The organism is Streptomyces sp. NPDC111656 (assembly GCF_055656965.1).
In genome coordinates, this window is sequence record NZ_JBVKCA010000015.1 from 35975 (window position 1) to 58295 (window position 22321).

Here is a 22321-nt window from a genome sequence, read left to right on the forward strand (position 1 = left end):
CGGGCCCTGCTGCCGTACCGGGCGCGGCCGGTCCCGCTCAGCTCTCGGCCGACCACCCGCGTCTCCGCTGACCACCCGGGCAGCCACAGATCCGGCAGCCCCGTCACGGCCACCACCCCGAGCTGCACCAGCAGCTCAGCGCGTTCCCCGTGCCCAGCCCGGGCGACACCGCAGCTAATGCCTGCCCCGCATCGTTGAGGCGGGCGGCTGAGGGAGCGAGAGCTCGCCGCCTACCCTCGTGTCATGCAGCTGCCTCGGGATCCGTCGAACGTCACGCATGTCCTTGTGCCAGCCTTTCCGGGTGCCAGCCTTTCCGGCCCGTCCTAGGGCAAGCGCGCCCGGCCGTCGGCCTGTGTGATCGACGCGCAGAGCGTGAAGACCTCCACCAGCGTGCACGCCGCGGACCAGGGCATCGACGCGGGCAAGAAGATCGTGGGCAGGAAGCGGAGCATCGTGACCGACACTCTCGGCCTCCCCCTCGCGGTGCTGGTCACGGCCGCGAGCGTGCAGGACTCGGTCGCCGGCACCCACCTGCGACCAGGTCGCCACTGTCCATCCCGGCATCCGCAAGGTCTGGGTCTACGGCGGCTACCGCCAGCACCTCGTCGAGCGCGCGGCTACCCTCGGCATTGACATGGAAATCACTCAACTCAAGCCCGGGACCAGGGGATTCACCCCGATCCCGAAACGCTGGGCAGTCGAGCGGACCTACGGCTGGCTCATGCTCCACCGCCGACTGGCCCGCGACTACGAGACCCTGTCCGTCCGCTCCGAAGCCATGATCCACATCGCCATGACCGACCCCATGGCCCGCCGCCTTACCAGCGAGAACGCCATCTCCCGGCGCGACCCGACACCGCAGACCAAACAGCAGATTCCGGGATGAAACGACGGGAGAAAACGACCTCTGAGGGGAATCGGACCCGGACGCCCGTTACGGCCCCAGCCGCAAAGCACGGCCTCGGCATGAACCGTCTGCGCATCCACCGTGCGCCGCCACCCGGTCCTGGGAGTCTGCCGAGGTCGGTCCTCGTCGGTCTGCGGTGTCAGTGGGGGCTGCCAGGATGACGCACATGACGATCAAGGAAGTGACACGTCACGGCGTTGACGAGCAGCGAATTGAGGACACCCGCCAGCGGGGGTCCGCCGGGCCATCGGCCACTGGTCCGATATGCGCCACGGCGGGCTCCCCCTGCGGCAGGGACTGAGGGAGCTGCGCGGCGAACTCCTCGACCTCGCCGCAGTCGGCACCCTGGAAGATCCCGCCCTCAAGACCCCGCGATCGCGCACGGTGCTGCTCACCGCAGCGGATTGCGCCCTCGGAGTACTGGCCCTGGGCTGTTTCCCAACTGGCGACTTCGAGGTGCCCCTCCCCTCGTCAAGGAGACGCTCGCCAGCGAAGAGCTTCACTACGACGAGACGTGGGGTCGGAGTCCGAGCGGGACAGCCACCGCGGTCCCATCGTGAATCCGTGAGCACCACGGTTCGGGGCGACTTGGGAAAGTCACCCCGTTCAACCGGAGCTCGGTGGCATTCACGACGGGCCGGCCCGAACACCTGCATCGCAAGCTCTGGTCAGTGGCCGCCGCTCGGGGGCTCACAATTGCTGCCGTCGGGGTAGCCGCCGAAAGCATCCGCCTTGGTGGAGCCACTGCTCATCGTGCCCTCCACACACCAGGGAGAGACGCCGATGTCGATGAGGAAGCCGACCCCGGCGGACCCGTTCTGGTACGCCTGTACCTTCTCGGCGGAGTAGCCGAGACCGGTGAGCGCGTCGCGGACGCTGTCCGGGGCGAAGTCGCCACGCCGGCGCAGCGGTTCGAGTGCATCCTTGACGCGTCCGACGACGGTCAGCCCGTCGCAGCGGTTCTGGCCGTGGAGCGGAATGGGAACCCTGAAGCCGTGGTTCTCGGCGTAGTGGTCGGCCGGCGACTCGGTGGAGCCGGGGGCGGCGGCCGTGGACTCCGTCGGCTCGGGGCTCTCGCCTGGACAGGTGAAGTCCACTGGTGTGCTCGGCGTCGCCATGCCGGTCGGCGTTGGATGCGAACTCCGGTGTGCGTCGGCGGCATCCCCTGCCCGCTGCGTTCCGCACCCTGTCGCCGACAGGACCAACACCGCTAACGTCAGCATACCGAGCCGGGCTCTCATCTTCCTTGGCGTCGTCATTCCCTGATCCTTTCCCGCAGCTCGGCGGGCGTCATGAGTACTTTTACTCATGACCGCAACATCGCAGTCAGCCGTCGATGGCAAACCCCGGCGATCGGTGTGTGAGAGGCGTCGTGGTCGTCGGCGCTGCACCGGGCATCGGCACGGTGTCAGACGGAGGCACTACGGTACGTCGCTGTGGACGCTGCTGATCTTGACTATCGGGTCCGGACGCAGTCCAGTTGCATTCCGCCGCATCTGGTCTCCCGGCTTCTCGAACTCGGCCATGCCGAAGCGGTGGGGTACCGGGCCGGCCATGGGGAGTGGTTCTGCGCGCGGGAGTGGGCGCGCCTGCTCGGTGAACAGGAGCTGCGGGCCGAGGCGCTGGAGATACTCGCCCCGTACCTCGCTTCGGGCTGGTGGACGGCCACCAGGACCACGGCGGAGCTGTTGGAGAGCTGAGGGCGGGCCGACGAGGCGATCGCGCTGACCCGATCTCGAATGAAGGCCGGGCATCCGTCGGCGCTGGAGTCCTATGCGCGATTGCTCGCCCGGCACGGCCGGAGCGACGAGGCGTTCACCTTGTTGCGGCCACACGTCGACGACCGCACCCTCGCTGCGGCCCTGGTCGACGTCGCGGCGGGCGCCTGCCGCGACGAGGAGGCCGCAGCACTGCTCGCCGCCCGGATCCCGGACGAGCACCGTTGCGACACGCCGTGGTGCTGCCACGGCCTCGACTCCGACACGGCGATCGGTCTGCTCGCTGTGATCCGAGAACGTCAGGGCCGCACCGACGAAGCGATCGCCCTGCTTCGGACCCGAAACGGCACCTCGGTCAACGGCCGCGACCAGCTGGCCGACCTGCTGGCCCGGCACGACCGGACCGGGGAACTGCGCGCCTACGCGGCAACCGAGGTGCTGGGACACGCCGCGCGGCGCCTCGTGGAACTGCTGGAGGAACGCGGTGACGTGGAGGGCGCGATCGCCGTGTACAGGCGAGCCGGCCGCTCGTCCGTGTGCCGGGGCAACATGACGGTGCATCTCGCGCAGCTCCTGGCGCGGCACAGCCGCGGGGACGAGGCGATCGAGGTGATGCGGGCCTTGGCCGGTGGGGCCGATGACTGGATTCTTCACGTGCTCTGCACCCTCTGCACCGACGCGGGCCGCCCCGAGGACGGCCTGGCCCACCTCGACGCCCTGAAGGCACGCCGTGGCGAGGAGGAGTGGGACCTCTTCTGGATCCGGCTTCCGCTGCTGGCTGCCTGCGCCCACGTTGACGAAGCGATCGAACGGGCCCGGGCTCACCCCGAGGGCGGCACGTCGTACGCGGCGCCGCACATTGCCAAGCTGCTGACCGGCGTCGGACGCACGGAGGAGGCTGTCGCGGTCCTCCGACCCCACGCCTCCGCGAACAGTCACGAGTTGGCCGGGTACCTCATCGACCTCGGCCGGGTCGAAGAGGCCGTTGCCGTCCTGCGCCAGGACGAGTCCCGTCCGCCACAGCCCTCAACCACCGTCTGGAGCGCAGAGCTCCCGTTCTGATGCGTGCCTGGCACGAACCGAGGGCGGATCGGGCCACCGATGTGACCGGGCTGCCCGTGAACCGCATGCGGGAAGTGGGTGTGACGGAGCATCTTTGGTTGCGAGTGGAGCAAGCTACCTTGCGAGTCCGCGCTGAGGAGCGATCAGATCACGGTGAGTTACGGACAACTCCGGTGATCCGGCGCATTCACCTAGCGGTGGTCTGTTAACCAGGGTTGTAGAGATCAAGAGGTCTGCCGCTGGCGACGGTGTTGATGAGTTCTTGGAGTGCTGCGGGTGGGGGCTTCGTCGACCATGCCCGCCAGTAGCGTTGCAGCGTGGACCAGGGCGTCAGCCAGCCACGGACGGCCCGTAGGGCTTGGGGCCAGGAGGCCGGCTGCGGCTGGTGGGATGGCGGAGTGCCCCCTCTCTGGCCGGCTGGGCACCGGCTCCTCCTCGTCCGCGGCGGGTATGGGCGGGGCGAACCAAGTGTTCCAGCAGAAGCTGAACGCGCAGTTGACGAGGGGTCTGGTGGCGTCGGATGGCTGCATCGGAGCGAACCTGGAAGTCGGCCCAGCCGAGTTCGTCCTTGACCTGCTTGTAGCTCTGCTCGACCCAGTGCCGCAGCCCGTAGATCCGGACGATCTCGGCGAGGGTGGAGGGCGGGTAGGGCAATGCGGCGGCGCGGGGAGAGTTCGGGCGGGGTAGGTCGGTGGCCAGGTACCAGGTGGCCTTCGCGGGCAGGGTGGCCGGATCGACGGTGGCCACGATCAGGCGGACGTTCCCGTCCGGGCCCCACCAGCCCAGCCGGGCCTCGGCGGCCCACCAGGTGGCGGTGTGCCCGTCACGGAAGGTGCGCTCGGTGCGCGTCCAGTCCCCGGGATGGTCCGCATCCCACCAGGTCAGGAGGCGGGCTGCGTCGGCCGGGGTATGTGCGTCACGCCCGTAGGCCCAGGTGCCGTGGCGGGGCTTGAGTGCCATCACGAACGGCAGACCGGTCGCGTGTAAGTCGGAGCGGAAGCCGTCCTGGTCGCCGTAGGCGCAGTCGGCGGCCACCGCCCGGAAGACCGGCCCGGCCGCCTTGGCCCGGGCGGCCAGGTCGGCCGCGATGTGCAGTTTGGTGTGGAAGCCCGGGTCATTCTTGCCTTTCGGGAAGTGGTGGGCCGGCGTATGGGGACGGGCATGCACTGGGTAGTAGACGCGCTCGTCCGCCCAGCAGGTGGTCACCGTGACCACACCACGGTCGATCTTCCCGACCGAGCCGAGATACTGCTTGCCCACGTGGGCGGTGGCCGTCCCGTCCTTGCGGTCGCCAGAGTCATCGACCACCAGTACCCCGCCCGAGTGCGGGGCGGTGGCCGGGTCGGCCAGCAGCAACTCCAGGCGGCGGGCGTTGACGGCTTCCTGGCTCCAGACCGACTCGGACAGGAAGAACTGCAGCCGCCGCACCGCCGCATGCTGGGCGCCCGCCACCGGTTCGGCGCCGGCCAGGCAGGTCAGCGTCTTGTTGCGGTCCCGGGGCAGGAGCAGCCCGGCCAGGTACTTGCGAAACCCACGCCGCTGCGCCAGCGTCCCGAAGAGATCATCAAATCGGACGGCGTACGCTTCCAGCGGACCAGGCGCGGGCGGGCACGGCAGCCGCTTGGTCATCTCAGGCTCCCCAGGCTGTAGTTGACGCCTCCATCTCACGCCCTACTCCCGTACAACCCGCCGTCAACAAACCACCGCTAGGGTGTGGTGGCGCTGTGGAGCCAGGTGCTGCGCTCGATCCTGATGCTGGGCTTGGAAGTGCGCATCCACTGCGGAACGGCCGCCATCGGCGTCACGGACATCGGCGACCGCGCGATCCTTGCCTTCGCCGACGGCACCACCGCCCACGCCGACATCGTGATCGGTGCCGACGGAGCGAACTCGGCGCTGCGCGCACACGCGACCCCCTGGAAGCGAGCCGGTCGAATTGCCGGTCGCAGCCATCTACGGCCGCTCCCCGATCGAGACGCAGTCCAAGGAGCTGTCCGACAGCGGCGTACTCGCCCTCGAAGGCGCCCCGGGCCGCGGCACGTTCTTCGCCTCCATGCAGTACCGCGAGGCCCCAAAGACCGCGTGCGCCCGGCTCGCGCCCGGCTCCGACGCTCCGGACGACCACGACTACGTCATGTGGGCCCTGACCTTCCCCCGCTCCGACGCCCCCGCCGGCCAGGAACCCGAGACGCTGCACGCCTTCGCGCGCACGCTCGCTGCCGATTTCCACCCCGTGATCCGCCGCATGGTCGAACAGGGTGACCCCGGCTCTCTCATCCAGACCTTCATGCGCGCCGCACAGCGCCCGACCACCTGGACGATGCCGCACGTCGCCCTCCTGGGCGACGCCGCACAACTGATGCCGCCATTCGGCGCGGCCGACGGAAACACAGCACAGCGCGATGCCGCCGTGCTCGCCGAAAAGCTGCGCACCCTCCCACTCACACAGGCGCTCGCCGCCTACCGCGAGGAAATGAGCGCCTACGCATTCAAGGAGGTCGAAGCATCCGTGAAGCAGATGAACCGGCTCACCCAGACCGGCCAGCTCGCCCAGTGGCTGATGCTGCGCGCCATGCCCCGCCTGCACAAGCGCACCGTCTAACGGACGGCGAGCCCCCTCCGGCGCTCCGTCGACGGTGACACCAAAGACACAACGAACTCACCCACCGCACAGGCACGGTGCAGTCAATGTGCAGCATGCGTATCGGCTGGGCAGCCCTCCTCGCAACATAGCGTGCTCCAGAATCGCACACAGCGATGCACCACCATGGCGCTGACCGGCACGATCTGAGCGATCACTCGCAAACTGTCGCTCTCCGTCACAGCGGGTCCCATCGAAGGCACGCTTGCGCTCTTCGGGGGGACTGCCGAGCTGGTACAGGCGCCTTCCGGTGATGGGAGCTGGATGGGCAGGGGTACTGATGGCGCATCCGGCCCGGCGGCTGACGGGACGTGTTACACGACCGCGGAAGAAGCAGCGGCCCATGCGGGCGCGTTCCTCGAAGAGCACACCCTCAACGCTGCCGGTCAATCCTAGAGCTGCTCGGATCGAAGCCCGGCGGCCGGCCACCCCGCGTGCCGCGCCGCAGCCGGTGGCGCACCCGATCCACCGGCTGCGGGGTGACCGTACGGATCACGCGGGTTCGGCGGTCCACGGCCACGCGGCCTCGCGGCCAGCCTCGATGAGGCCGACCATCCGGAACGCGGCGTCCGTGAGGCCGCCGAAGGTGTGCCGGTGGGGGCCCGTCGGGCCGTGGGCGGGTTGGTATCCCGCAAGGTTCCAGGTGTAGACCGGGATGCCGGGCGGGACCGGTTCTGCCGGTCCGCCGCGTCCGTAGGGGGCGGCCTGCTCGTCGGTGACGATCAGGACCCGGTCGTGCCCCCGGTAATGGGTCCGCACCGCTTTCGTGGTCTGGGTGCCTCCAAGACTGTGGAACCGTTTCAACACCTCGAACACCGGCTCGCCCGTTTCGAACGGCACCTGCGCGCTGCTCCAGCCGAACTCCACCAGATCCGCCTGCTCGGCGCGCATGGCCAGCGCGGTGCCGAACACGGCTGCCGCATCCGACCGGGTCAGCTTGGACCGCTCGGAGACCGTGTCCCAGAACATGGAGTCGGACCGGTCCACCAGGATCAGGGTCCGGCCGGGCAGCGGCGGCACATTGGCCAGGGAAAGGGTCAGTGCCTGTTCCAGCGCGGCCGCCCAGCGCTGCGACGACGCGTGCTGGTGGGCGGCCAGGTAGCGGAAGGGGAACTGCCGGGACCGGGCCACCTCGGAGCCGTCCGAGAGCCGGGCGGCGACCTCGGCCGCGACGTCGTCCGAGACCCCCGCCTCGTCGAAGTTCCGCAGGTTCCGCAGGAGTGCCATCGGCGCCATCGTGGGGATCACGGCTTCCCAGACAGCGGCGTCCAGCGGTCCGTGGAGCCAGCCCGCCAGCACCTCCCACGTCATGCCTGCCGCGGCCAGCCGCTCGGAGCCGCCCGGCCCGGTCACCAAGGCACGCCGCTCGTCCGCAGGCGCTTCCATCAGCGTCCGGTGCGCGGTCAGCAGACGGTCGGAGGACGGCGGAACTGCCTGTTCCGGGTGGTGGCGGCGGTCCAGGGCGTACCGGAAGAGCGCACCCTGCCAGGGCTTGTCCGGGTCGGGGGAGGCGTGCACCAGGTTGAGCACGTCGCCGAAGCGCAGACCCTTGGACGCGGTGTCGTACTTGAGCAGGGACCGAGACGTGTACAGACGGCGTACGCCGTCGGCGATGCCCCGCTTCACCGGCTGCGGCACGTTCCGCCCGTACGCCGAGATCCAGTAAGCGATCAGTTCGCCGGGCTCGTCGGCGCGCTGGAGCACCGAGTCGATCACGGACCGGTTGGACGGGCCCCCGGACTCCCCGGCCCTGAGCCGGGCCCGCACGTATGCGGCAGCGCCCACCAGGGACGCCGTGCGCATGTTGCCCTCGCCGCGAAGCCAGCGCAGCAGGCCGGCCGTCCACTCGGGGTCCTGGAGAGCGAGTTCACCGACGAGGCGGGCGTACCGGTCGTCCCGCTCCGCACCGCTCTCGTAAAAGGTGTGCTGGGAGACGAAGTTGCCGACCGCGAGCAGGAAGAGTTCCTCGCGGGGTTCCCGGACGAAAGCCTGGCCGCCCTCGTAGGTGCGGAAGTCCGGCGTGTACTCGTGACCGGGCCGTGGTGGGGACAGGGAGCGGGCGGCGGCCGATATGTGCGGGGCCACGAGCATCTCGGACCAGATCTTGGAGACACGCGGGGTGTGACGAGGCAGCGAATCCCCCCGGATTCAAAGGATTGGACGGCCCCGGCCAAAAGGTCGACGGGGCGAAGACACCCCGACGGGGCGAACACGCCCGCGCCTGCCGAGATCAAAGGTGGCGGCGGCGTTACTTGGTTTTCGGAAGGAAGTAGCCGCAGCCGAGCGCATCGGAGGCGCGGTCGCGATCCCAATGTACAAGCGCCACCGGGTCGTACACCAGCGATTTAGTACTCCAGCTGCGTTTCGCTATCTGGCCTGGTCAGAGGTGTTGTCGGGAGTGTAGTTGGCTGATGGTGGGACAGGGGGGAGTTGGCGGACCGTCCCTCCAACGAGTGGATGGAGAACTGTCTGGGCTACGGTCCGGGCAGCCTCCCGGCGTGATCGACGACCTCGTGGACGCGGCCTGGGACCGGGAACTCGACGACCTCCCTGATGCGCGACGGCTGAGGACCTGACTTCCGCTGCCCGGTCTAGGGTTCTCAGCCGTAGCCCGGCCCCGGTATCGCTCTGGCGGGGCCGGGCTACTTGCTGCGCTGCCGACGTCCGAAGAGGGTTTCGCGCAGGGTCGGGTACTGGCACAGGCCGGTGGGGCAGACGGGGCAGTACCGTCCGTCCTCCGGCGGGACGAACTCAAGGTCGTAGCCGGGTGGGTCGGTGATCGGCCCTTTGCACCGCTCACACGGCGCGGCCTCGGGGGTGGACTCGGGTTCCGGGTCAGGTCCCTGTGACCGGCGTTCCCTCTCCGCTGCCCACTCTCGGGGAGGGTTTCCCACTGGCCGTGTCCGCATCGCCACCACACCGCTTCGCGGGGGCCGCTGGTCTGGATGCGGTCGAGGGTGGTGAAGAGGAGGGGGATGGCGTCGGCGTAGTAGCAGTCCCGTTCTTCGGCGCCGTACCCGCCGCTGGCGAGGTGGTGGCTGCCGGACCGGACGAGACGGGTGAGCTCCGAGCGGCACGCCTGCGCGACGCACAACTACGAGTCGGGGATGCCGCTTTGGGACGTTCAAGTGCTGCTGGGGCATACCTGGCCGATGGCTTGGTGCCTCCCGCTCAGGTAGAGGGCGTACTCGTCGATGAATACGCTGTCGGCTCGCTCGATCCGATTGAGGATGTGCGTGACCACTCGCTGGTCGTACGCAATGTCGTAGAGGTTGAGAAGACACCTCACTGTGGCAACGATATCGGCGGTCGAACTCGCCATCCTCTTGCCCACTTCGAGTTCGCTGAAGTACTCCCAGCGTCCCGGTCGCGGACTCTCTCCGTACTTCGCCCTCCCCGTCAGACCCGCGGGATCCCCGGGAGAAGCATCCACACCTTCGATGAAATGACACCAGCTGAACTTGTCGACCGGCAGCGAGACGATGGCTATGTGCGGTTCGAGACCCTGCCAGAAGGGACCTTGATAGAGCTCACCCAGGGTGCCGTGACTCACACCGCAATAGCTCCTTCTGTCGATTACCGCAGAACCGGCTTCGGACGGCGTGTCGAGCATTCTGATCAGTTCATCCAGGGATCGTGAGCCGCGTTCATGACGGCGGCTCGAGGCGGGCTTCCTCAGGCGATGTCCAGAGAGGCCGTCGCCCGGCTCCGCCGCTCGAAGTGGCGTAGCAGGACCAGAGCCAGAGTCGCGTAGCCGACTGCCAGTGCGCCCTCGGCCGCGAGGTCGGGCCAGATGACGGAGTAGGAGGCTCCCGCGAAGAGCTCGCGGAGTGCTTCGATGCCGTGGGACATGGGTGTCACGGTCGCGACAGCCTGCATCCAGGCCGGCATGGCCTCGTGCGGGATGTTCGCGCCACTGAAGAGGATCAGGAGGGTGAAGGCCATGTTCGAGACGACGGACGCGTCTCGAACCCGGAGCGAGAGCGCCCCCAGAGAGAGGCCGAAGAAGGCGCAGGAGACTGCCGCCACCAGGAAGGTCATGACCACGCCGCCGACGACGGACAGCGGCAGTTCGATTCCCAGCGCCAGCGCTCCCGTCACCAGCATGAAGCCCATGACCAGGAAGCCGTTGCCCACATAGGGCAGGACACGCCCTGCCCAGAGCGGAATCCGGGCCCGCGGGCTGAGGAGGACCATTCCGAGTGTGCCGCAGCGACGTTCCTTGGAAACGGCCATGACACCGCCGTACACGCAGGACACGCTCGCCGCGAGCACGGTGTTGCCGATGAGGTAAAAGCGGTCGTCCGCCACTCCCAGCGTCCGGCCCACATGGACAAAGAAGAAGATCTGGAAGAGTGGACTGACGATCAGTGTCCCGATGAAGATCGGGGGACTCGTCCAGTTGAACAGGGCACGATAGGACATCGCTCCGCCCAGGACCACCAAGCGCACCGTACGCGCGAAGCTACTCAACGGTTGTCTCCACTCATGTCAGTGCCAGGGTCCCTGCGTGGCGCGCACGCTTCTCGACCCATTTCAGGGCCACGAAGGCAAAAAGCATGTAGGTGGCACCCAGCACGAGGGCCATGGCCGCCGGCAAGGCGACCGCGCCTCCTCCGGTCGCGGCCTGAACGGCTCTCGCCGCCCAGCTCGTGGGAAGGACCCACGTCACGGCATGCGTCCAGCCGGGGAGCGTGGTGGTGGACACGAGCATTCCCGACAGCATCCACACTGGGTAATCCAGCGCGTTGGCAAGCGCGTTGGCGTTCCGGAGGAGGACGAACGTGGAGGCCAGGAACATGCCCAGCATGCCCAGCGCCACCACGCACACGATCAGCGCGGGGGCAAAGAGCTCCGGGGAGGCCGGGGTGAGCGGGACTCCGAAGAGCAGCGTGCTCCAGGCGATCGTGGCGAACATGGAGTACATGCCCACCAGCGAGGTGGCGAAGGTGATGGGGAGCAGCACCAGGAACAGCCGTGTCGGGGCGATCACCAGCGATTCGAGCGTACCCAGCCATCGCTGGTCCTGGATCGCCCCGCCGGACCCGAAGAGCACGGAGGACCAGACGCCCATGAGCCCCGCTCCGACCGCGGCCTGCAGCAGGCGGTCGGGGTGGCCGCCGGCGCGGAAGAGGTAGACCGCCAGCGTGGCGTAGACGAGGGGTGAGAAGAGCGCCACGACGAGATCGACGCCGGACCGGGACAGGTGCAGCAGGTGCGTGCGAACTCCGACGGCTACGAGCCTCCGGATCCGGTCGAGGGTTCCGAGGGTTCCGAGGGTTGCGGTCATGCCGGCACCTGCTCGGCGTCACCGGTCCGCGCGATGATGGCGATGTACGCGTCCTCGAGCGTGGGTTCCCGCGTCACGATCCGCCCGGTTCGTACGCCGGCGAGCGCCGATATCACGGCGCCATGGACGTCGTCTGACGGCCTCACGTGGATCCGCAGGGTGTCGGTGATGTCTCCGGTCTCGACGCTGAGCCGCTCCACACCGGGGAGTCTCCGCAGTGCGTCCGTACGAACGTCGTCGAGGCTGTCCCGGACCTCGATCTCCATCACGTCGAGCTTCCGCACGCGCTCCTTCAGCTCGGTCGGGGTTCCCTCCGCCTGGATGACGCCGTTGTCGATGACGGCGATACGGTCGCAGAGTTCGTCCGCTTCCGCCATGTAGTGCGTCGTCAGGACGACGGTGATGCCGGAGGCGGCCAAATCGGCGACCATCGCACGCAACTCCCGGGCCGCGACGGGGTCGACACCGATGGACGGCTCGTCCAGGAACAGCACCTCGGGCCGGTGCAGCAGTCCGCGCGCGATGTGCAGCTTCTGCCGCATGCCGCGTGAGTAACCCTCGACGCGCTCCTGCTCCCGGCCCTTCAGCCCCACGGTCTCCAGCATCTCGGGAATCCGGGTCTTCTGCTCCCGAGGGTCCACCCCGTAGAGCTCGGCGAAGTAACGGAGGTTGTCGAGCGCGGACAGCCGCTCGTACAGACCCTTGTCTCCGCCGAAGACATACCCGATCCGTCGGCGGACCTGCACAGGGTCCCGGGCCACGTCGTATCCGAGTACCGAGGCGCTGCCCGACGTGGGCAGCAGAAGGGTGCTGAGCATCTTGATGGTGGTGGTCTTTCCCGCGCCGTTCGGGCCGAGCAGACCGAACAGCTCTCCTCTGGGCACCTGGAAGGACACACCGCGCACGGCCTCGATCACGAGGCGCTGCGGTCTGAGCCACCCTGTCCTGGTCTCGTAGGAGCGGCACAGTCCGACGGCTTCGATCGCGTATTCGGAGGTGGGCATCGGGTCAGGACCGTTCTGTGAGCGTTGGAGAGACGGGGGCGGGAGTCACGGGCACCAGCAGCCCCAGGTCGAGGCATTCCGTCAGCTGGGAGGAGAGTGTCTCGGGGGTGGTGCCGGCCCGCTCGCAGATCTGGTGCACGGTGCTCGTACCGTCGAGGCCACGCAGAAAGGCCAGCCACGGCTCCTCGTGGTCCAGGACGTACTCCAGGGAACCGTCGACGGCGACGTACCAGGTCTCGTCGGTGTCCCGCAGCAGGACGGCTTCGTCGGCGAGGGCCAGGCGGCTGTGGCCGTCCCAGCGCCGTGCCCCTGTCGTCAGCGCGACGGCGTCGTCGACTCCGCTCTCCCCGTCGACGGGATACTCCTCGCGCACCGGGGGAAGCACCGTCGCCGAGTCGATGGGGGGGCTGGGAGGCTCGGCGGCCATCCGTTCGAGCAGACAGAGGTTGATCAGCGGGAGGATCCGCTCCACCTCCCCGGACAGCGGTGCCTGCTCCAGGCGGCGCAGCACCGCGCGCACCCGGTCGGCGTTCAGGAACTCCTTTCCGCGGGGGCTCTCCAGCGCCTCGTCGAGAAGGGCGCAGCCGTCCTGCGTGAGCATGGAGATGAACGTCCGGTGGGTGTGCTGGACACCCTCGCCGTAGAAGAAGGGCACCTTGGGGCGGTGGACGACGTCCTGGGGAAGCAGGCCGGCGACCGCCTCCCGCACGATGGCCTTGTTCCACAGCAGCCGTTCACGGCGGTGCGGAGGAATCGAGGCGACGAGTTCGAACAGGCGTCGATCGAGGAAGGGAACACGAGCCTCGATACCGCTGCCCGCGGCCGTGCGGTCCTCGTGCCAGCAGTTGTACTGGGCCACGTCGCGCATCTTCGCGGCGACGAAAAGAGCATAGGGATCCCGTCCCCGCCCATCGTGGCGGAGGCCCAGGGCCGCCTCGGACAGGAGCCCCGCTTCGGACCCCTCCCACCAGATGTCCAGCGCGTGCGGACCGCTCTGCAGCCGGCCGCGGCGGTCCATGTCTCCGAGGGCCTCCATGAAGCCCTCCCAGCCCCGGCCTCCGGAGGTCTGTACGGAGTACCCGCCGCAGAACTCGTCGGCGGCGGCGCCCAGCAGCATGCCCTTGATTCCGGGGTGATGGGCCCGCACATGCCTGTGCAGCTCATGCTTGTAGTACTGCTCGGGGCCGCAGGTCGGCATCTCGGTCAGCCAGAGAAGGCGCTTCCACTCCGCCGCGGAGGGGACGTGGGACGCCTCGAAGAGAATCTGGTGGTTGGGGACGCCGAGCTCATCGGCCACCCTCCGCGCGAAACGGGCGTCATCGTTGGCGACCGTCGAGCCGTTGAGGACGGTGAACGTCTCCAGCGAGGCGGTGTCCGCAGCGAGGGCCGCGACGGCCGCGGAGTCGACGCCGCCGCTGAGGAAGAGCCCGATGGACACGTCGGCCGTGGCGCAGTCCCGCACCGAATCGGCCAGCAACTCACCGAATTCCGCGATGATGTCGCGGTCGTCGCGTGTGGCGCAGGCCGGATCTCCCATGAAGTCCGGAGCGGTCCAGTAGAGGTGCTCCCGGGTCGTGCCGTCGGCGAGATCGATCTCGATGATCGTCGCCGCCGGCACGGATTCCACACCCTCGAACCAGGTCGTGGGCGCGGAGGTGTCCAGCGCGGGCGATGCCGTGAGCGTCGGGCTGGCCAGTGCCTCGTCCCAGGCAACCTGGCGCGGGCAGTCGGGGTCCGAGAACAGGGCCTTGATCTCCGAGGCGAAGACCACGCGCTCGCGGTTGCGGCTGAAGTAGAGCGGCTTCACACCAAAATGGTCGCGAGCCATCACCAGAACATTGCGGCGCCGGTCCCAGAGCACGAGTCCGAACATGCCACGTACGTCGTCGAGGAAGGACAGCCCCTTCTCCTGGTAGAGGTGCACGAGCACCTCGCAGTCGGAGCCTCCACGCAGCTCCTTGCCGCCGGCGGGCAGTCCGGCGGCCAGCGCGCGGTGGTTGTAGACCTCCCCGTTGGCGATCAGGACGATCGCGCCGTCAGGGCTGATCAGGGGCTGTCCGCCGCCCTCGGGGTCAACCAGCGACAGGCGGGTGAAGGCGAGGCCGACGGGTCCGTCCCGGAGGAGATCCTCGGCGTCGGGTCCGCGATGTGCCAGGGTCCGTGCCATGGTCGCCAGGACTACATCGGCGGCTCCGTCCAGATCCCGCCCGTCGATACGGGCAAGGCCGCCCAGTCCGCACATTCCCCTTCACCTTTCGCTGACAGCAGTGCTCACCCGCTTGTGCCGACGGGAGTGCCAATTCCCGGGGAACCGGTGATTGGCACGCCCGTCTCGCATCACTTGTTGTTCTTCAGAACAGTCGTGATGTCGACCTTCGTGGCCTGCGGCTTCGTATACTTCTTCATGCGAGAACACCCCCTTCGCTTTGAATTTCCCAGTGGCCGCGAGAATGTCTCGCGATGGAATGCGCCGATCATATGCACGGAATTGAAGATCACGCAAGGATCGAAATCGTGGGGACTGAATCCCGGATCGAAGAATTCCGGGCATTCGAGATCGACCTTCCGACCAGAATTCGGAAGGCCTTATTTTCGGGCGGCCAGCACTCAGGAAATAGAAGCCTCTTCGAAAGCGTCGCGAATCGCGTGGTCGTCGATCGCTCCGATTTCGGTGAAATACTTCACCGTGGCACTCGATCCCTGTCTGATGCGGCGCTCCACCTCTGCGTCCGGGTAGGACTCCTCCAGGATCTGCGCCACCTGCTCGGCCGTCAGCCCGTGGCCGAAGAGCCCCAGGGCCAGGTGCGTATAGTCCGGTTCCAGGAAGGCTGCGATGAGGCGTGGTACCAGAACTCCGGCGTTCCGCCGCTGCCGGCCGTCCAGAGCCGACCAGAAGTGGTGCAGGAGACTCTTGAAGTACGCATGGTGGCGCCCCTCGTCCTCCGCGTGATCGGCCACCGCCTCGCGGACGGCCCCGGGCAGTCTGCGGTCCTTCGGAAGGTCCGAGAGGAGCGCCGAGATGAGCGTCTCACTCACCACCGCGAAAAGCAGGCCGCTCATCGCCCGCGTATCGCCGTCCAGATCCGCTTCGATTTCGGCAAGCCGACAAAGGAACGCCGGCTCGGGGTTCGGAAGGGCCCTCACCGACGTCTCCGATTCGACCTCCACGATGAGATCGTGGGAGAACTGCGCATGCCACGCCTCGTCGGTCGAAATATTGAACGCATCCCTCCGCATTTGGGCGGGTAGATTCAGCCCGCTCCGCCCGAGGCTGATGTCGGAGGTGACCGGCACGACCGCCGACATCTCGAGGTCGACAGTAAAGCTCAGGTAGGAATAGAGCTGTTGGGTGAGAAACTCGTTCACCCCGGTCGGGCCGACCGTTCCCATGAACAGAGGATGGGTTGCCGCGGGTACCAACTCGGGCGGGAAGTAGAGCTGCGGTCCGTCGGCCCGCCCTTCCGCGACCCGCCTGCTCGGCTTGGTCCGTACGCTCGCGCGGTCGTCCCACTTGCCGAACGCACTGCGGTACCCGGGCAGACGCCGGCCGACGTCCCCCAGCGGGCCGGGCAACCGCTCACGTATCACCACCAGTTCGGAGAGCGTTCGGTGCCGGTACGTCCCAGGGGGGGTCATGAGCTCGGCGCCTCGACGCCGATGAAACCGGCGTCGGCCAGGTCCGTCAGCACGTCACCGGCGTCGGTGACCGCTTCGTCGGCTCCGATCCCGTACTCCGCGGCGAGTTGCTCACCGATCCGCCGGACGGTGCGCGTCCCGTCGATCCGGCGGAAGACGAAGGCGGCGGCCTCCGTGAGTTCGAGAGCATCCTCACCACGGGCGATCAACACCTGCCCACGGATGTTCCTGAAGCGTACGTCCAGCCGGGGCACCGGCACGGAATCGGGCGTCATCACGGGTTTCAGACCTGCACTTCCATGGCCAGGCGCTTGCAGAGCCAAGCGGTCTCCCGGACCCATTCCTCCGGTGCGGCCGGGTCGAAGGTCCGCATCGTCTCCACTTTCCAGTACTCCTCGTACGAGATCTCCTCAGGCCCGATGCTCGAAAGCCGGCGCGCCCGCCACTTGTTCAGCCTCCCGAGGTCCCCGTGCGACGCGAGCACGGCGTCCACCGCATGGCCGAAGGCCATCCGGGCGCAGAGCACCGCGCTGTCCACATCACCCGCTTCGAGCTGTCCCGTGGCGTCGATGACGTAGTCGTCCGCGAGATTGAGGCATTCCGTCGTCACGAACGCCTGGAACGCGGACTGCTTGATCTCCTCTTGGCGCCGCAGGATCCAGTCGGCGCCAGCAAGGGGGACGCAGGTCAGCATCCGGTCGAGGAATTTCTCCTCCTCCCGGGTGAGACGCTGGCCCACGAGGGTCGAGCCGTTGAAGGCGCTCCAGGCCACCTTCTCGATCATCTGGTCCACCTGGCCGTCGAGCCAGTACTTGAGCTCCCAGGCGAGCTCGCCGGTGTGGAATCCCTCGGTGGTGACGGTGTCCGGGGTGAGCAGTACGTGAATGAGACCGTGGTCGTCGCTGGTCCAGGGATCACGGGTCACGAGGCAGATGTCCACGTCGCTCAGCGCGTTGCCCCACCCTCGCGCCTGGGATCCGACGACAAAGGCGGTTTCGTACCGCTCGGGTAGCAGCCCCCGGGCCCCCAGATCATCGAGGCAGCTGGAGAAATCGATGCTCATGCGGCAGTCGGCCTTCCGGTCTCATGGCTGGTGGGGGACGTACGGACACCTGGCGGGATCACCGGAAGAGGGAGTCCTTCATGTGACGGAGGATCTCGGCGGTGACGTCCTCCCGGGAGGCCGTACCGTCGATGTGAACCAGCTCCGTGCCGAGCTCCTCGTAGGTGCGGGTGATCGACTCGACGCGGTCGGCCGACTTCTCCTCGTGCTGCAGACGGTCGCCGTCCCGCTCCCGCAGACGCCGGATCAGCTCGTCGGTGGGGAGCTTCAGGTAGAAGGCGTGATCGGGGCGCGGGATGCCCTGGTTGATGGTGGCCAGGAAGGAGAAGTCGACACCGCGGTGCACGAAGACACCGAAGGTGGCGTAGACGTAGCGGTCACAGATCACGGCAGCCCCCCGTTCCAGGGCGGGGTTGATCACTTCCATGACGTGGCGGTGGCGGTCAGCCGCGGCCAGCAGCGACAGGATGCGGGCCGTCTCCGCCGAACCTCCCTGCCCGTGGAAGACCTGGACCTCGGCCAGCTGCCGGTACCAGTCGGAAGGCTGTCGGGTCTCGACGACCTCGCGACCCTGTGCGCGGAAGGCCTCCGCGACGCGCTCGATCTGGGTGGTCTTGCCCGAACCGTCGAACCCGACGATCGAAATGAGCAGCCCCTCGTCGGTCCTCTCCGGCTGGAAAAGCTCCGCCATGGCCGCGTCGTCGACCCTGCGCTCCTGCATGTTCCGTCCTTGTCCTCGTCGATTCGTCGTCATCGTGCGCGGGTCTCGGTGGTCTCAACGCCCGCGCTCCGGCGCAGCGAGCGCACCCGGTCCATGAGGGCCGACACACGGGACTCGTCCACCGGATTCCCGGGCACTCCGTCCACCTTGAAGTAGCTGCCGACGATGAATCCGTCGGCGGGGGCGAAGACCGCCGCCAGGTTCTCCGGGGTGACACCGCTTCCGACCAGAAGCGGGCCGGCGGTCGCCGCACGCGCCGTCAGCAGGTCCTCGGGGCTGGTCTCGACGCCGGTCAGTTCCCCCGACACGATGATCCCGTCCGCCCTCTGGGAGAGGTCTCGGACCTCGGTCGCGAGATCCCCGTAGACGAACGGCTGCGAGTGCTTCACCCGTGCGTCGGCGAAGATCGCCACGTCGCTTTCGAGGGCCCGGCGCAGCCGCAGTGTCTCGTGCGCGTTGCCGGCCAGAATGCCCTGCTCTGAGAGCACGGCGCCGATGTGCACGTTGACGCGGATGAAGTCCGCGCCCGTGGCCGTGGCAATGGCGAGTGCCGCCGAGGCGTCGTTCCGCAGGACCGCGACGCCGGTCGGCACGTCGGACATCCGTACGATCTCGCGTGTGACCCCGGCGACCGTGGCCGTCGTCTCGGCGGGGACGGTCCCGGGATGGAAGGGCGCGTCCCTGAAGTTCTCGACGATCAGGGCGTCGACGCCGTGCCTCAGGAAGATCTCGGCATCGGAGATCGCGGACTCGTAGATGTGGTCGATCCGTCCTCCGTACCTCGGTGACCCAGGGGTGGGGGGGAGGTGCACACAGGCGATGACGGCCTTCTCCGGCAGCGCAAACATGTCAGGCTGCTCCCTCGATCTCGGCGAGGATCCGCTGGGCAGCCTGCCGCGGCCCCAACGCGTCGTGGACGGACCGGCCCACGACGAGCAGCGACGAGCCGCCTGCCAGCGCCTCGCTGTGGGTGCCGGTCCGCTTGTGGTCGTTGTCGCTGGTGCCCGGCGAGCGGGTCCCGGGCGTCACGTAGAAGAAGTCGTCCGGCAGCTCCGCGCGGACCCGCTCGATCTCGGACGGGGCGCACACGATGCCGTCGAGACCGGCTTCGGCGGCGAGCAGAGCTCGTCGGCGGACCTCGTCCTCGACTGAGCCGCGCACGTTCAGGTCGCCGTTGAGGGTCTCGCGGTCGACGCTGGTGAGGAGGGTGACGCCGACCAGCTTGGGTCGCTCCACGCCAAGTTCGGCGGCCGTCCGGTCGGCGGAGGCGACCGCAGCCCGCATCATCTCGAGCCCACCGCCGGTGTGCAGCGTGACGATGTGGGCACCGAGCCGGGTGACGGCCTGGCCGTAGCCCGCGAGGGTGTTGGGAATGTCGTGGAGCTTGAGGTCCATGAAGATCTTGACGTCCCGGTCGAGGATCTCCCGTACGAGCTCCGGGCCATGGAGCGTGAAGGCCGAGTTGAGCTTGAAGTACCCGATCAGGTCCTTGAGTTCGTCGACCAGCCGCAGGATCTCGGAGCGGTCCGCGAGATCGAGGGCCAGACACAGACGGTCGCGGCCGTCCCGGTGAGGGGCGCTGCCAGTTGTTGTCACTTCATGTTCCTGTCTTGATGGGTCGCCGCAACTACCGCTGGTCGCCGACCAGGATGCTGCGGAGGATTTCGGTCGCCGTGCCGAGTTCGTCCAGGTCGATGGCCTCGACCTCGGCGTGCGAGTAGCGGGCGTCTCCGGGTCCGAAGACCAGGCTCGACCGGCAGAACTCCGCCAGGACACCGGCTTCGCTGCCATAGGAGAAACTGCCCGGCTCGCATGCCCCCGCCGAGTTCTTCACCGCGGCGAAGAACTCGGCGATCAGGGGTGAGGCGGGGGACATCTCGTTGGGAGGTGACACGAAGGCGGGGGGATCCTGTACGAAGTCCACGTCGGCCGACAGCAGTTCGCGGAGGTCACGCTCGATGCGGGCGGTGAACTCCGCGCCGCTCGTGCCGGGCAGGAAGCGTGCGTCGAACCACACCGTCACCTCGGTGGCGCCGAGGTTCATCCCCCCGTTGCTCTCCATCGTGGTGACCATGACGGTGGGCGACCCCAGGTCGGGGTGCTCCGGTCCGGTCGCGAGGTCCGCGTTGATCTGGTCCAGGGCGCGCACCAGCTCCGCCGCGGACCGGACCGCCGTCCGGGCGGCCGGGTAGGCGGCGTGGCTCTTCGGCCCCCGCACCCGGAACGAGCCCCGGACGATCCCCTTCTGCGCGACGATGGGGACGAGTCCGGTGGGTTCTCCGGTGATGCCCAAAGTCGGGCGCATGCCGTGCGTGGTCAGGGCCTTGACCCCGAGGAGCAGACATTCCTCGTCCACCGTGGCGGTCAGATAGCACTCGCGCCGGTTCGGGAGGGTCGCCACCTGCAGGAAGGCCGTCATCATGGCGGCGAGTGATCCCTTGGCGTCCGCACTGCCGCGGCCGTACAGGGTGCGGCCCTCGGCGACCGGCACGTACGCCGCACGCGGACCGCCGGCCGGGTAGGTGTCCATGTGGGCGCTGAGCAGAACCACCTCGCCGTCCGCGTCGCCGCCGCGGGGGAGGTGGGCGATCACATTGCCACGTCCGCCGGCCACCTCCTGCGTCTCGACGTCGATGCCGGCGGCGCGAAGGCGGTCGGCCACGAAGGAGGCCAGGTCTCCCTCGTGCGCGGTTCCCTCCGAGTCCGGCAGGAGCGGGTTCACGCTCGGTATGGCGATCAGTTCGCGGAGGAGTTCCTCCACGTCCGGGGCACCGGCGAGGGCACGGGTGTGCGGGCGTTCCGCGCGGTCGTGAGCCTCGAGGAACGCGGTGAAGACCTCCTGCCCCAAGGAGCTGAAGATCTCTCCGGCGTGGTCGCCGATCAGACGCAAGTCGCGCTGGTGGCGGCGGACCACCTCGGCGAGGTGCCGTTCGAAGGCCGGCCGCTCCGCTTCGTCGGCGAGTCCCTTCTCCAGGATGCCGAGGACGATGTGGTACTCCATGTGCTCCGTGAAGAGACCGTGGAAGGCGCCGTACACGTCGCGCGGGTCGTCCTGGCCGAGCAGCTCCGCCAGCGGGGCATCCGGATCCACCCGAAGGAAGTCGCCCCGGCTCAGCGTCGCCTCGCTGAAGAGCACGTGCCCGCCCTGGTGCACGAGCTCCTCGACGAAGTAGTCGGCGCCGGCCGTCTCGGGGACGTTCAGGAAGATCATGCCGTGCATGCCCAGGGCCGCGAAGGACTCGGCCGTCGGGTGCCGGAAGAGCAGGACGGCCCGCAGGGATTGGGTGAGCGCGGCGTGGTAGGCCGGGCTCACCGACGCGATGAGGTTCAGCGCGCGTGAGATCTGGGGCAGATACGCGTGGACGTCCGCAAGAAGGGACAGTTCTTCGTAGCGGTCGATCTGGAGCCGGAGGAACCCGTCGAGGATCGGATCCAGTCGGTCGACCAGCTCCATGTCCGTGCCGGCTACGCGGGTGATCGGTTCGAGCGCGGACGTCGCGAGCGTGCCGTCCCCTGACTCCGTCGTCAGGGTGTGGGCGGCCGCGTCGTAGCGCACCTTGAGTTCGGCGGAGGGCTGCTCCGTCGTGCACCGGCCGAGTCCCGGGAAGGAGACCGTCCCTTCCCCGTCCGTACGTACGACGAGCGGGGTGCCGTCGCTGGGGACCGCCGCGAGGAGGAGCTGGTCCGCCGTCGTCGACGGGAAGCCGCCGAGGACCAGTTGGCTGTACAGCCGCGGCTCGAAGAACGCCTCGCCGGACGCACTCCGAATCGTCGCGCAGTCGGGGTCCTGCTGCGCGGACAACATCCGCATGGTCTCGGCGAGTTCCCTCCGGGCATCATGGCGGCGGACGCCGAGCAGCCCGTCGAAATCGATGTGTCCAGGTGCCGTCATGACCGAAGTCCCCTCGTTCTCAAGTTTCCTCGCGTACCGGTACACGAGAACCGATGCGGCGGGCTCCATCTGCTTCCACGCCTCGGCTATCGCCACCAGAACATTCCCGCGAGGATCAGCTCGCGTTCTCGCGGAGTGAGTTCCTGCCATCTCGTGCCGTTGTCACCCTGAGACTGTTCACCAGTCAGCGGCCTTCGCAGCTCCAGCAGGGCGACTTCATCGAGCTCCTCTGGATTTGGCACATGCATGAAGGTTGCCCTTCCGGACCCGCTGCGGAATCGGCGCCATACATACGCGTGACGGGATTGCGAGCCATCTGGAGAACCCCTATGTGAGTGACCGTACATGGCACGAGATCATCCGGGTCGCGCCTCTGGAGATTGTTCT

Annotated in this window: 17 protein-coding genes and 2 pseudogenes; 4 read left to right on the plus strand and 15 right to left on the minus strand. The window is 68.2% G+C overall.

What is annotated here, in order from left to right; all coding sequences use genetic code 11:
- Nucleotides 1–327 precede the first annotated feature (327 nt).
- Nucleotides 328–886, plus strand: a pseudogene (locus tag ACZ7M3_RS35330) (transposase); the annotation flags it as partial.
- A 689-nt stretch (nucleotides 887–1575) separates the two neighbouring features.
- Here ACZ7M3_RS35330 and ACZ7M3_RS35335 read toward each other — a convergent pair.
- Nucleotides 1576–2025, minus strand: coding sequence for a hypothetical protein (locus ACZ7M3_RS35335; protein ID WP_261687379.1), 450 nt, complete (start codon nucleotides 2023–2025; stop codon nucleotides 1576–1578).
- A 318-nt stretch (nucleotides 2026–2343) separates the two neighbouring features.
- On the opposite strand from ACZ7M3_RS35335, the gene ACZ7M3_RS35340 reads away from it, so the two are divergent.
- Together ACZ7M3_RS35340 and ACZ7M3_RS35345 are read left to right on the plus strand one after the other, a co-directional pair.
- Nucleotides 2344–2607: a hypothetical protein gene (locus ACZ7M3_RS35340; protein ID WP_472068781.1), complete on the plus strand. Its 264-nt coding sequence runs from the start codon at nucleotides 2344–2346 to the stop codon at nucleotides 2605–2607.
- A gap of 39 nt (nucleotides 2608–2646) precedes the next feature.
- Nucleotides 2647–3687, plus strand: a complete 1041-nt coding sequence (locus ACZ7M3_RS35345; RefSeq protein WP_472068783.1) for a tetratricopeptide repeat protein — start codon at nucleotides 2647–2649, stop codon at nucleotides 3685–3687.
- A gap of 224 nt (nucleotides 3688–3911) precedes the next feature.
- On the opposite strand, the pseudogene ACZ7M3_RS35350 reads toward ACZ7M3_RS35345, so the two are convergent.
- Nucleotides 3912–5316 (minus strand): annotated as a pseudogene (locus ACZ7M3_RS35350) (IS701 family transposase).
- 307 nt (nucleotides 5317–5623) lie between these two features.
- Between ACZ7M3_RS35350 and ACZ7M3_RS35355 the strand changes: the two are divergent.
- Nucleotides 5624–6289, plus strand: coding sequence for an FAD-dependent oxidoreductase (locus ACZ7M3_RS35355; RefSeq protein ID WP_472068785.1), 666 nt, complete (start codon nucleotides 5624–5626; stop codon nucleotides 6287–6289).
- Between the two features lie 531 nt (nucleotides 6290–6820).
- On the opposite strand, the gene ACZ7M3_RS35360 is transcribed toward ACZ7M3_RS35355, so the two are convergent.
- The 13 genes from ACZ7M3_RS35360 to ACZ7M3_RS35420 all read right to left on the minus strand — a co-directional run bounded on the left by ACZ7M3_RS35360 (nucleotide 6821) and on the right by ACZ7M3_RS35420 (nucleotide 21934).
- Nucleotides 6821–8419: a TROVE domain-containing protein gene (locus tag ACZ7M3_RS35360; RefSeq protein ID WP_472068787.1), complete on the minus strand. Its 1599-nt coding sequence runs from the start codon at nucleotides 8417–8419 to the stop codon at nucleotides 6821–6823.
- A 1033-nt stretch (nucleotides 8420–9452) separates the two neighbouring features.
- Nucleotides 9453–9941: a GHMP family kinase ATP-binding protein gene (locus ACZ7M3_RS35365; protein WP_472068789.1), complete on the minus strand. Its 489-nt coding sequence runs from the start codon at nucleotides 9939–9941 to the stop codon at nucleotides 9453–9455.
- A 62-nt stretch (nucleotides 9942–10003) separates the two neighbouring features.
- On the minus strand, nucleotides 10004–10801 hold the full coding sequence (locus ACZ7M3_RS35370) for an ABC transporter permease (RefSeq protein WP_472068791.1): 798 nt from the start codon (nucleotides 10799–10801) through the stop codon (nucleotides 10004–10006).
- Nucleotides 10802–10814: 13 nt separating this feature from the next.
- Nucleotides 10815–11618: an ABC transporter permease gene (locus ACZ7M3_RS35375; RefSeq protein WP_472068793.1), complete on the minus strand. Its 804-nt coding sequence runs from the start codon at nucleotides 11616–11618 to the stop codon at nucleotides 10815–10817.
- Complete coding sequence (locus ACZ7M3_RS35380; protein WP_472068795.1) at nucleotides 11615–12622, minus strand: ABC transporter ATP-binding protein; 1008 nt, start codon at nucleotides 12620–12622, stop codon at nucleotides 11615–11617. The genes ACZ7M3_RS35375 and ACZ7M3_RS35380 overlap by 4 nt, the downstream gene beginning before the upstream one ends.
- A 4-nt stretch (nucleotides 12623–12626) precedes the next feature.
- Nucleotides 12627–14864, minus strand: coding sequence for an asparagine synthase (glutamine-hydrolyzing) (asnB, locus tag ACZ7M3_RS35385; RefSeq protein ID WP_472068797.1), 2238 nt, complete (start codon nucleotides 14862–14864; stop codon nucleotides 12627–12629).
- A gap of 365 nt (nucleotides 14865–15229) precedes the next feature.
- Nucleotides 15230–16213 carry a diiron oxygenase gene (locus ACZ7M3_RS35390; protein ID WP_472068799.1) on the minus strand — a complete coding sequence of 328 codons (984 nt, stop codon included), beginning with the start codon at nucleotides 16211–16213 and terminating at the stop codon, nucleotides 15230–15232.
- A 41-nt stretch (nucleotides 16214–16254) separates the two neighbouring features.
- Nucleotides 16255–16533 (minus strand): PqqD family protein, encoded by a 279-nt coding sequence (locus tag ACZ7M3_RS35395; protein WP_328982668.1) that lies wholly within the window; start codon nucleotides 16531–16533, stop codon nucleotides 16255–16257.
- 8 nt (nucleotides 16534–16541) lie between these two features.
- Complete coding sequence (locus ACZ7M3_RS35400; protein ID WP_452974812.1) at nucleotides 16542–17321, minus strand: hypothetical protein; 780 nt, start codon at nucleotides 17319–17321, stop codon at nucleotides 16542–16544.
- Between the two features lie 58 nt (nucleotides 17322–17379).
- Nucleotides 17380–18042 carry a dTMP kinase gene (tmk, locus tag ACZ7M3_RS35405; RefSeq protein ID WP_472068801.1) on the minus strand — a complete coding sequence of 221 codons (663 nt, stop codon included), beginning with the start codon at nucleotides 18040–18042 and terminating at the stop codon, nucleotides 17380–17382.
- 29 nt (nucleotides 18043–18071) lie between these two features.
- On the minus strand, nucleotides 18072–18890 hold the full coding sequence (locus ACZ7M3_RS35410; RefSeq protein ID WP_472068803.1) for a BtpA/SgcQ family protein: 819 nt from the start codon (nucleotides 18888–18890) through the stop codon (nucleotides 18072–18074).
- 1 nt (nucleotide 18891) lies between these two features.
- Nucleotides 18892–19638, minus strand: coding sequence for an orotidine-5'-phosphate decarboxylase (gene pyrF, locus ACZ7M3_RS35415; protein ID WP_329329302.1), 747 nt, complete (start codon nucleotides 19636–19638; stop codon nucleotides 18892–18894).
- A gap of 31 nt (nucleotides 19639–19669) precedes the next feature.
- Entirely contained in the window at nucleotides 19670–21934 is a 2265-nt protein-coding gene (locus ACZ7M3_RS35420) for a M20 family metallopeptidase (RefSeq protein WP_472068805.1), read from the minus strand.
- Nucleotides 21935–22321 lie beyond the last annotated feature (387 nt).

Coding starts and splice junctions, on each gene's coding strand:
- ACZ7M3_RS35335 (WP_261687379.1), bottom strand. CDS start 2,025: ATGGCGACGCCGAGCACACCAGTGGACTTCACCTGTCCAGGCGAGAGC.
- ACZ7M3_RS35345 (WP_472068783.1), top strand. CDS start 2,647: ATGAAGGCCGGGCATCCGTCGGCGCTGGAGTCCTATGCGCGATTGCTC.
- ACZ7M3_RS35360 (WP_472068787.1), bottom strand. CDS start 8,419: ATGCTCGTGGCCCCGCACATATCGGCCGCCGCCCGCTCCCTGTCCCCA.
- ACZ7M3_RS35365 (WP_472068789.1), bottom strand. CDS start 9,941: ATGCTCGACACGCCGTCCGAAGCCGGTTCTGCGGTAATCGACAGAAGG.
- ACZ7M3_RS35375 (WP_472068793.1), bottom strand. CDS start 11,618: ATGACCGCAACCCTCGGAACCCTCGGAACCCTCGACCGGATCCGGAGG.
- ACZ7M3_RS35380 (WP_472068795.1), bottom strand. CDS start 12,622: ATGCCCACCTCCGAATACGCGATCGAAGCCGTCGGACTGTGCCGCTCC.
- asnB (WP_472068797.1), bottom strand. CDS start 14,864: ATGTGCGGACTGGGCGGCCTTGCCCGTATCGACGGGCGGGATCTGGAC.
- ACZ7M3_RS35395 (WP_328982668.1), bottom strand. CDS start 16,533: ATGACGCCCGATTCCGTGCCGGTGCCCCGGCTGGACGTACGCTTCAGG.
- ACZ7M3_RS35400 (WP_452974812.1), bottom strand. CDS start 17,321: ATGAGCATCGATTTCTCCAGCTGCCTCGATGATCTGGGGGCCCGGGGG.
- tmk (WP_472068801.1), bottom strand. CDS start 18,042: ATGCAGGAGCGCAGGGTCGACGACGCGGCCATGGCGGAGCTTTTCCAG.
- ACZ7M3_RS35410 (WP_472068803.1), bottom strand. CDS start 18,890: ATGTTTGCGCTGCCGGAGAAGGCCGTCATCGCCTGTGTGCACCTCCCC.
- ACZ7M3_RS35420 (WP_472068805.1), bottom strand. CDS start 21,934: ATGACGGCACCTGGACACATCGATTTCGACGGGCTGCTCGGCGTCCGC.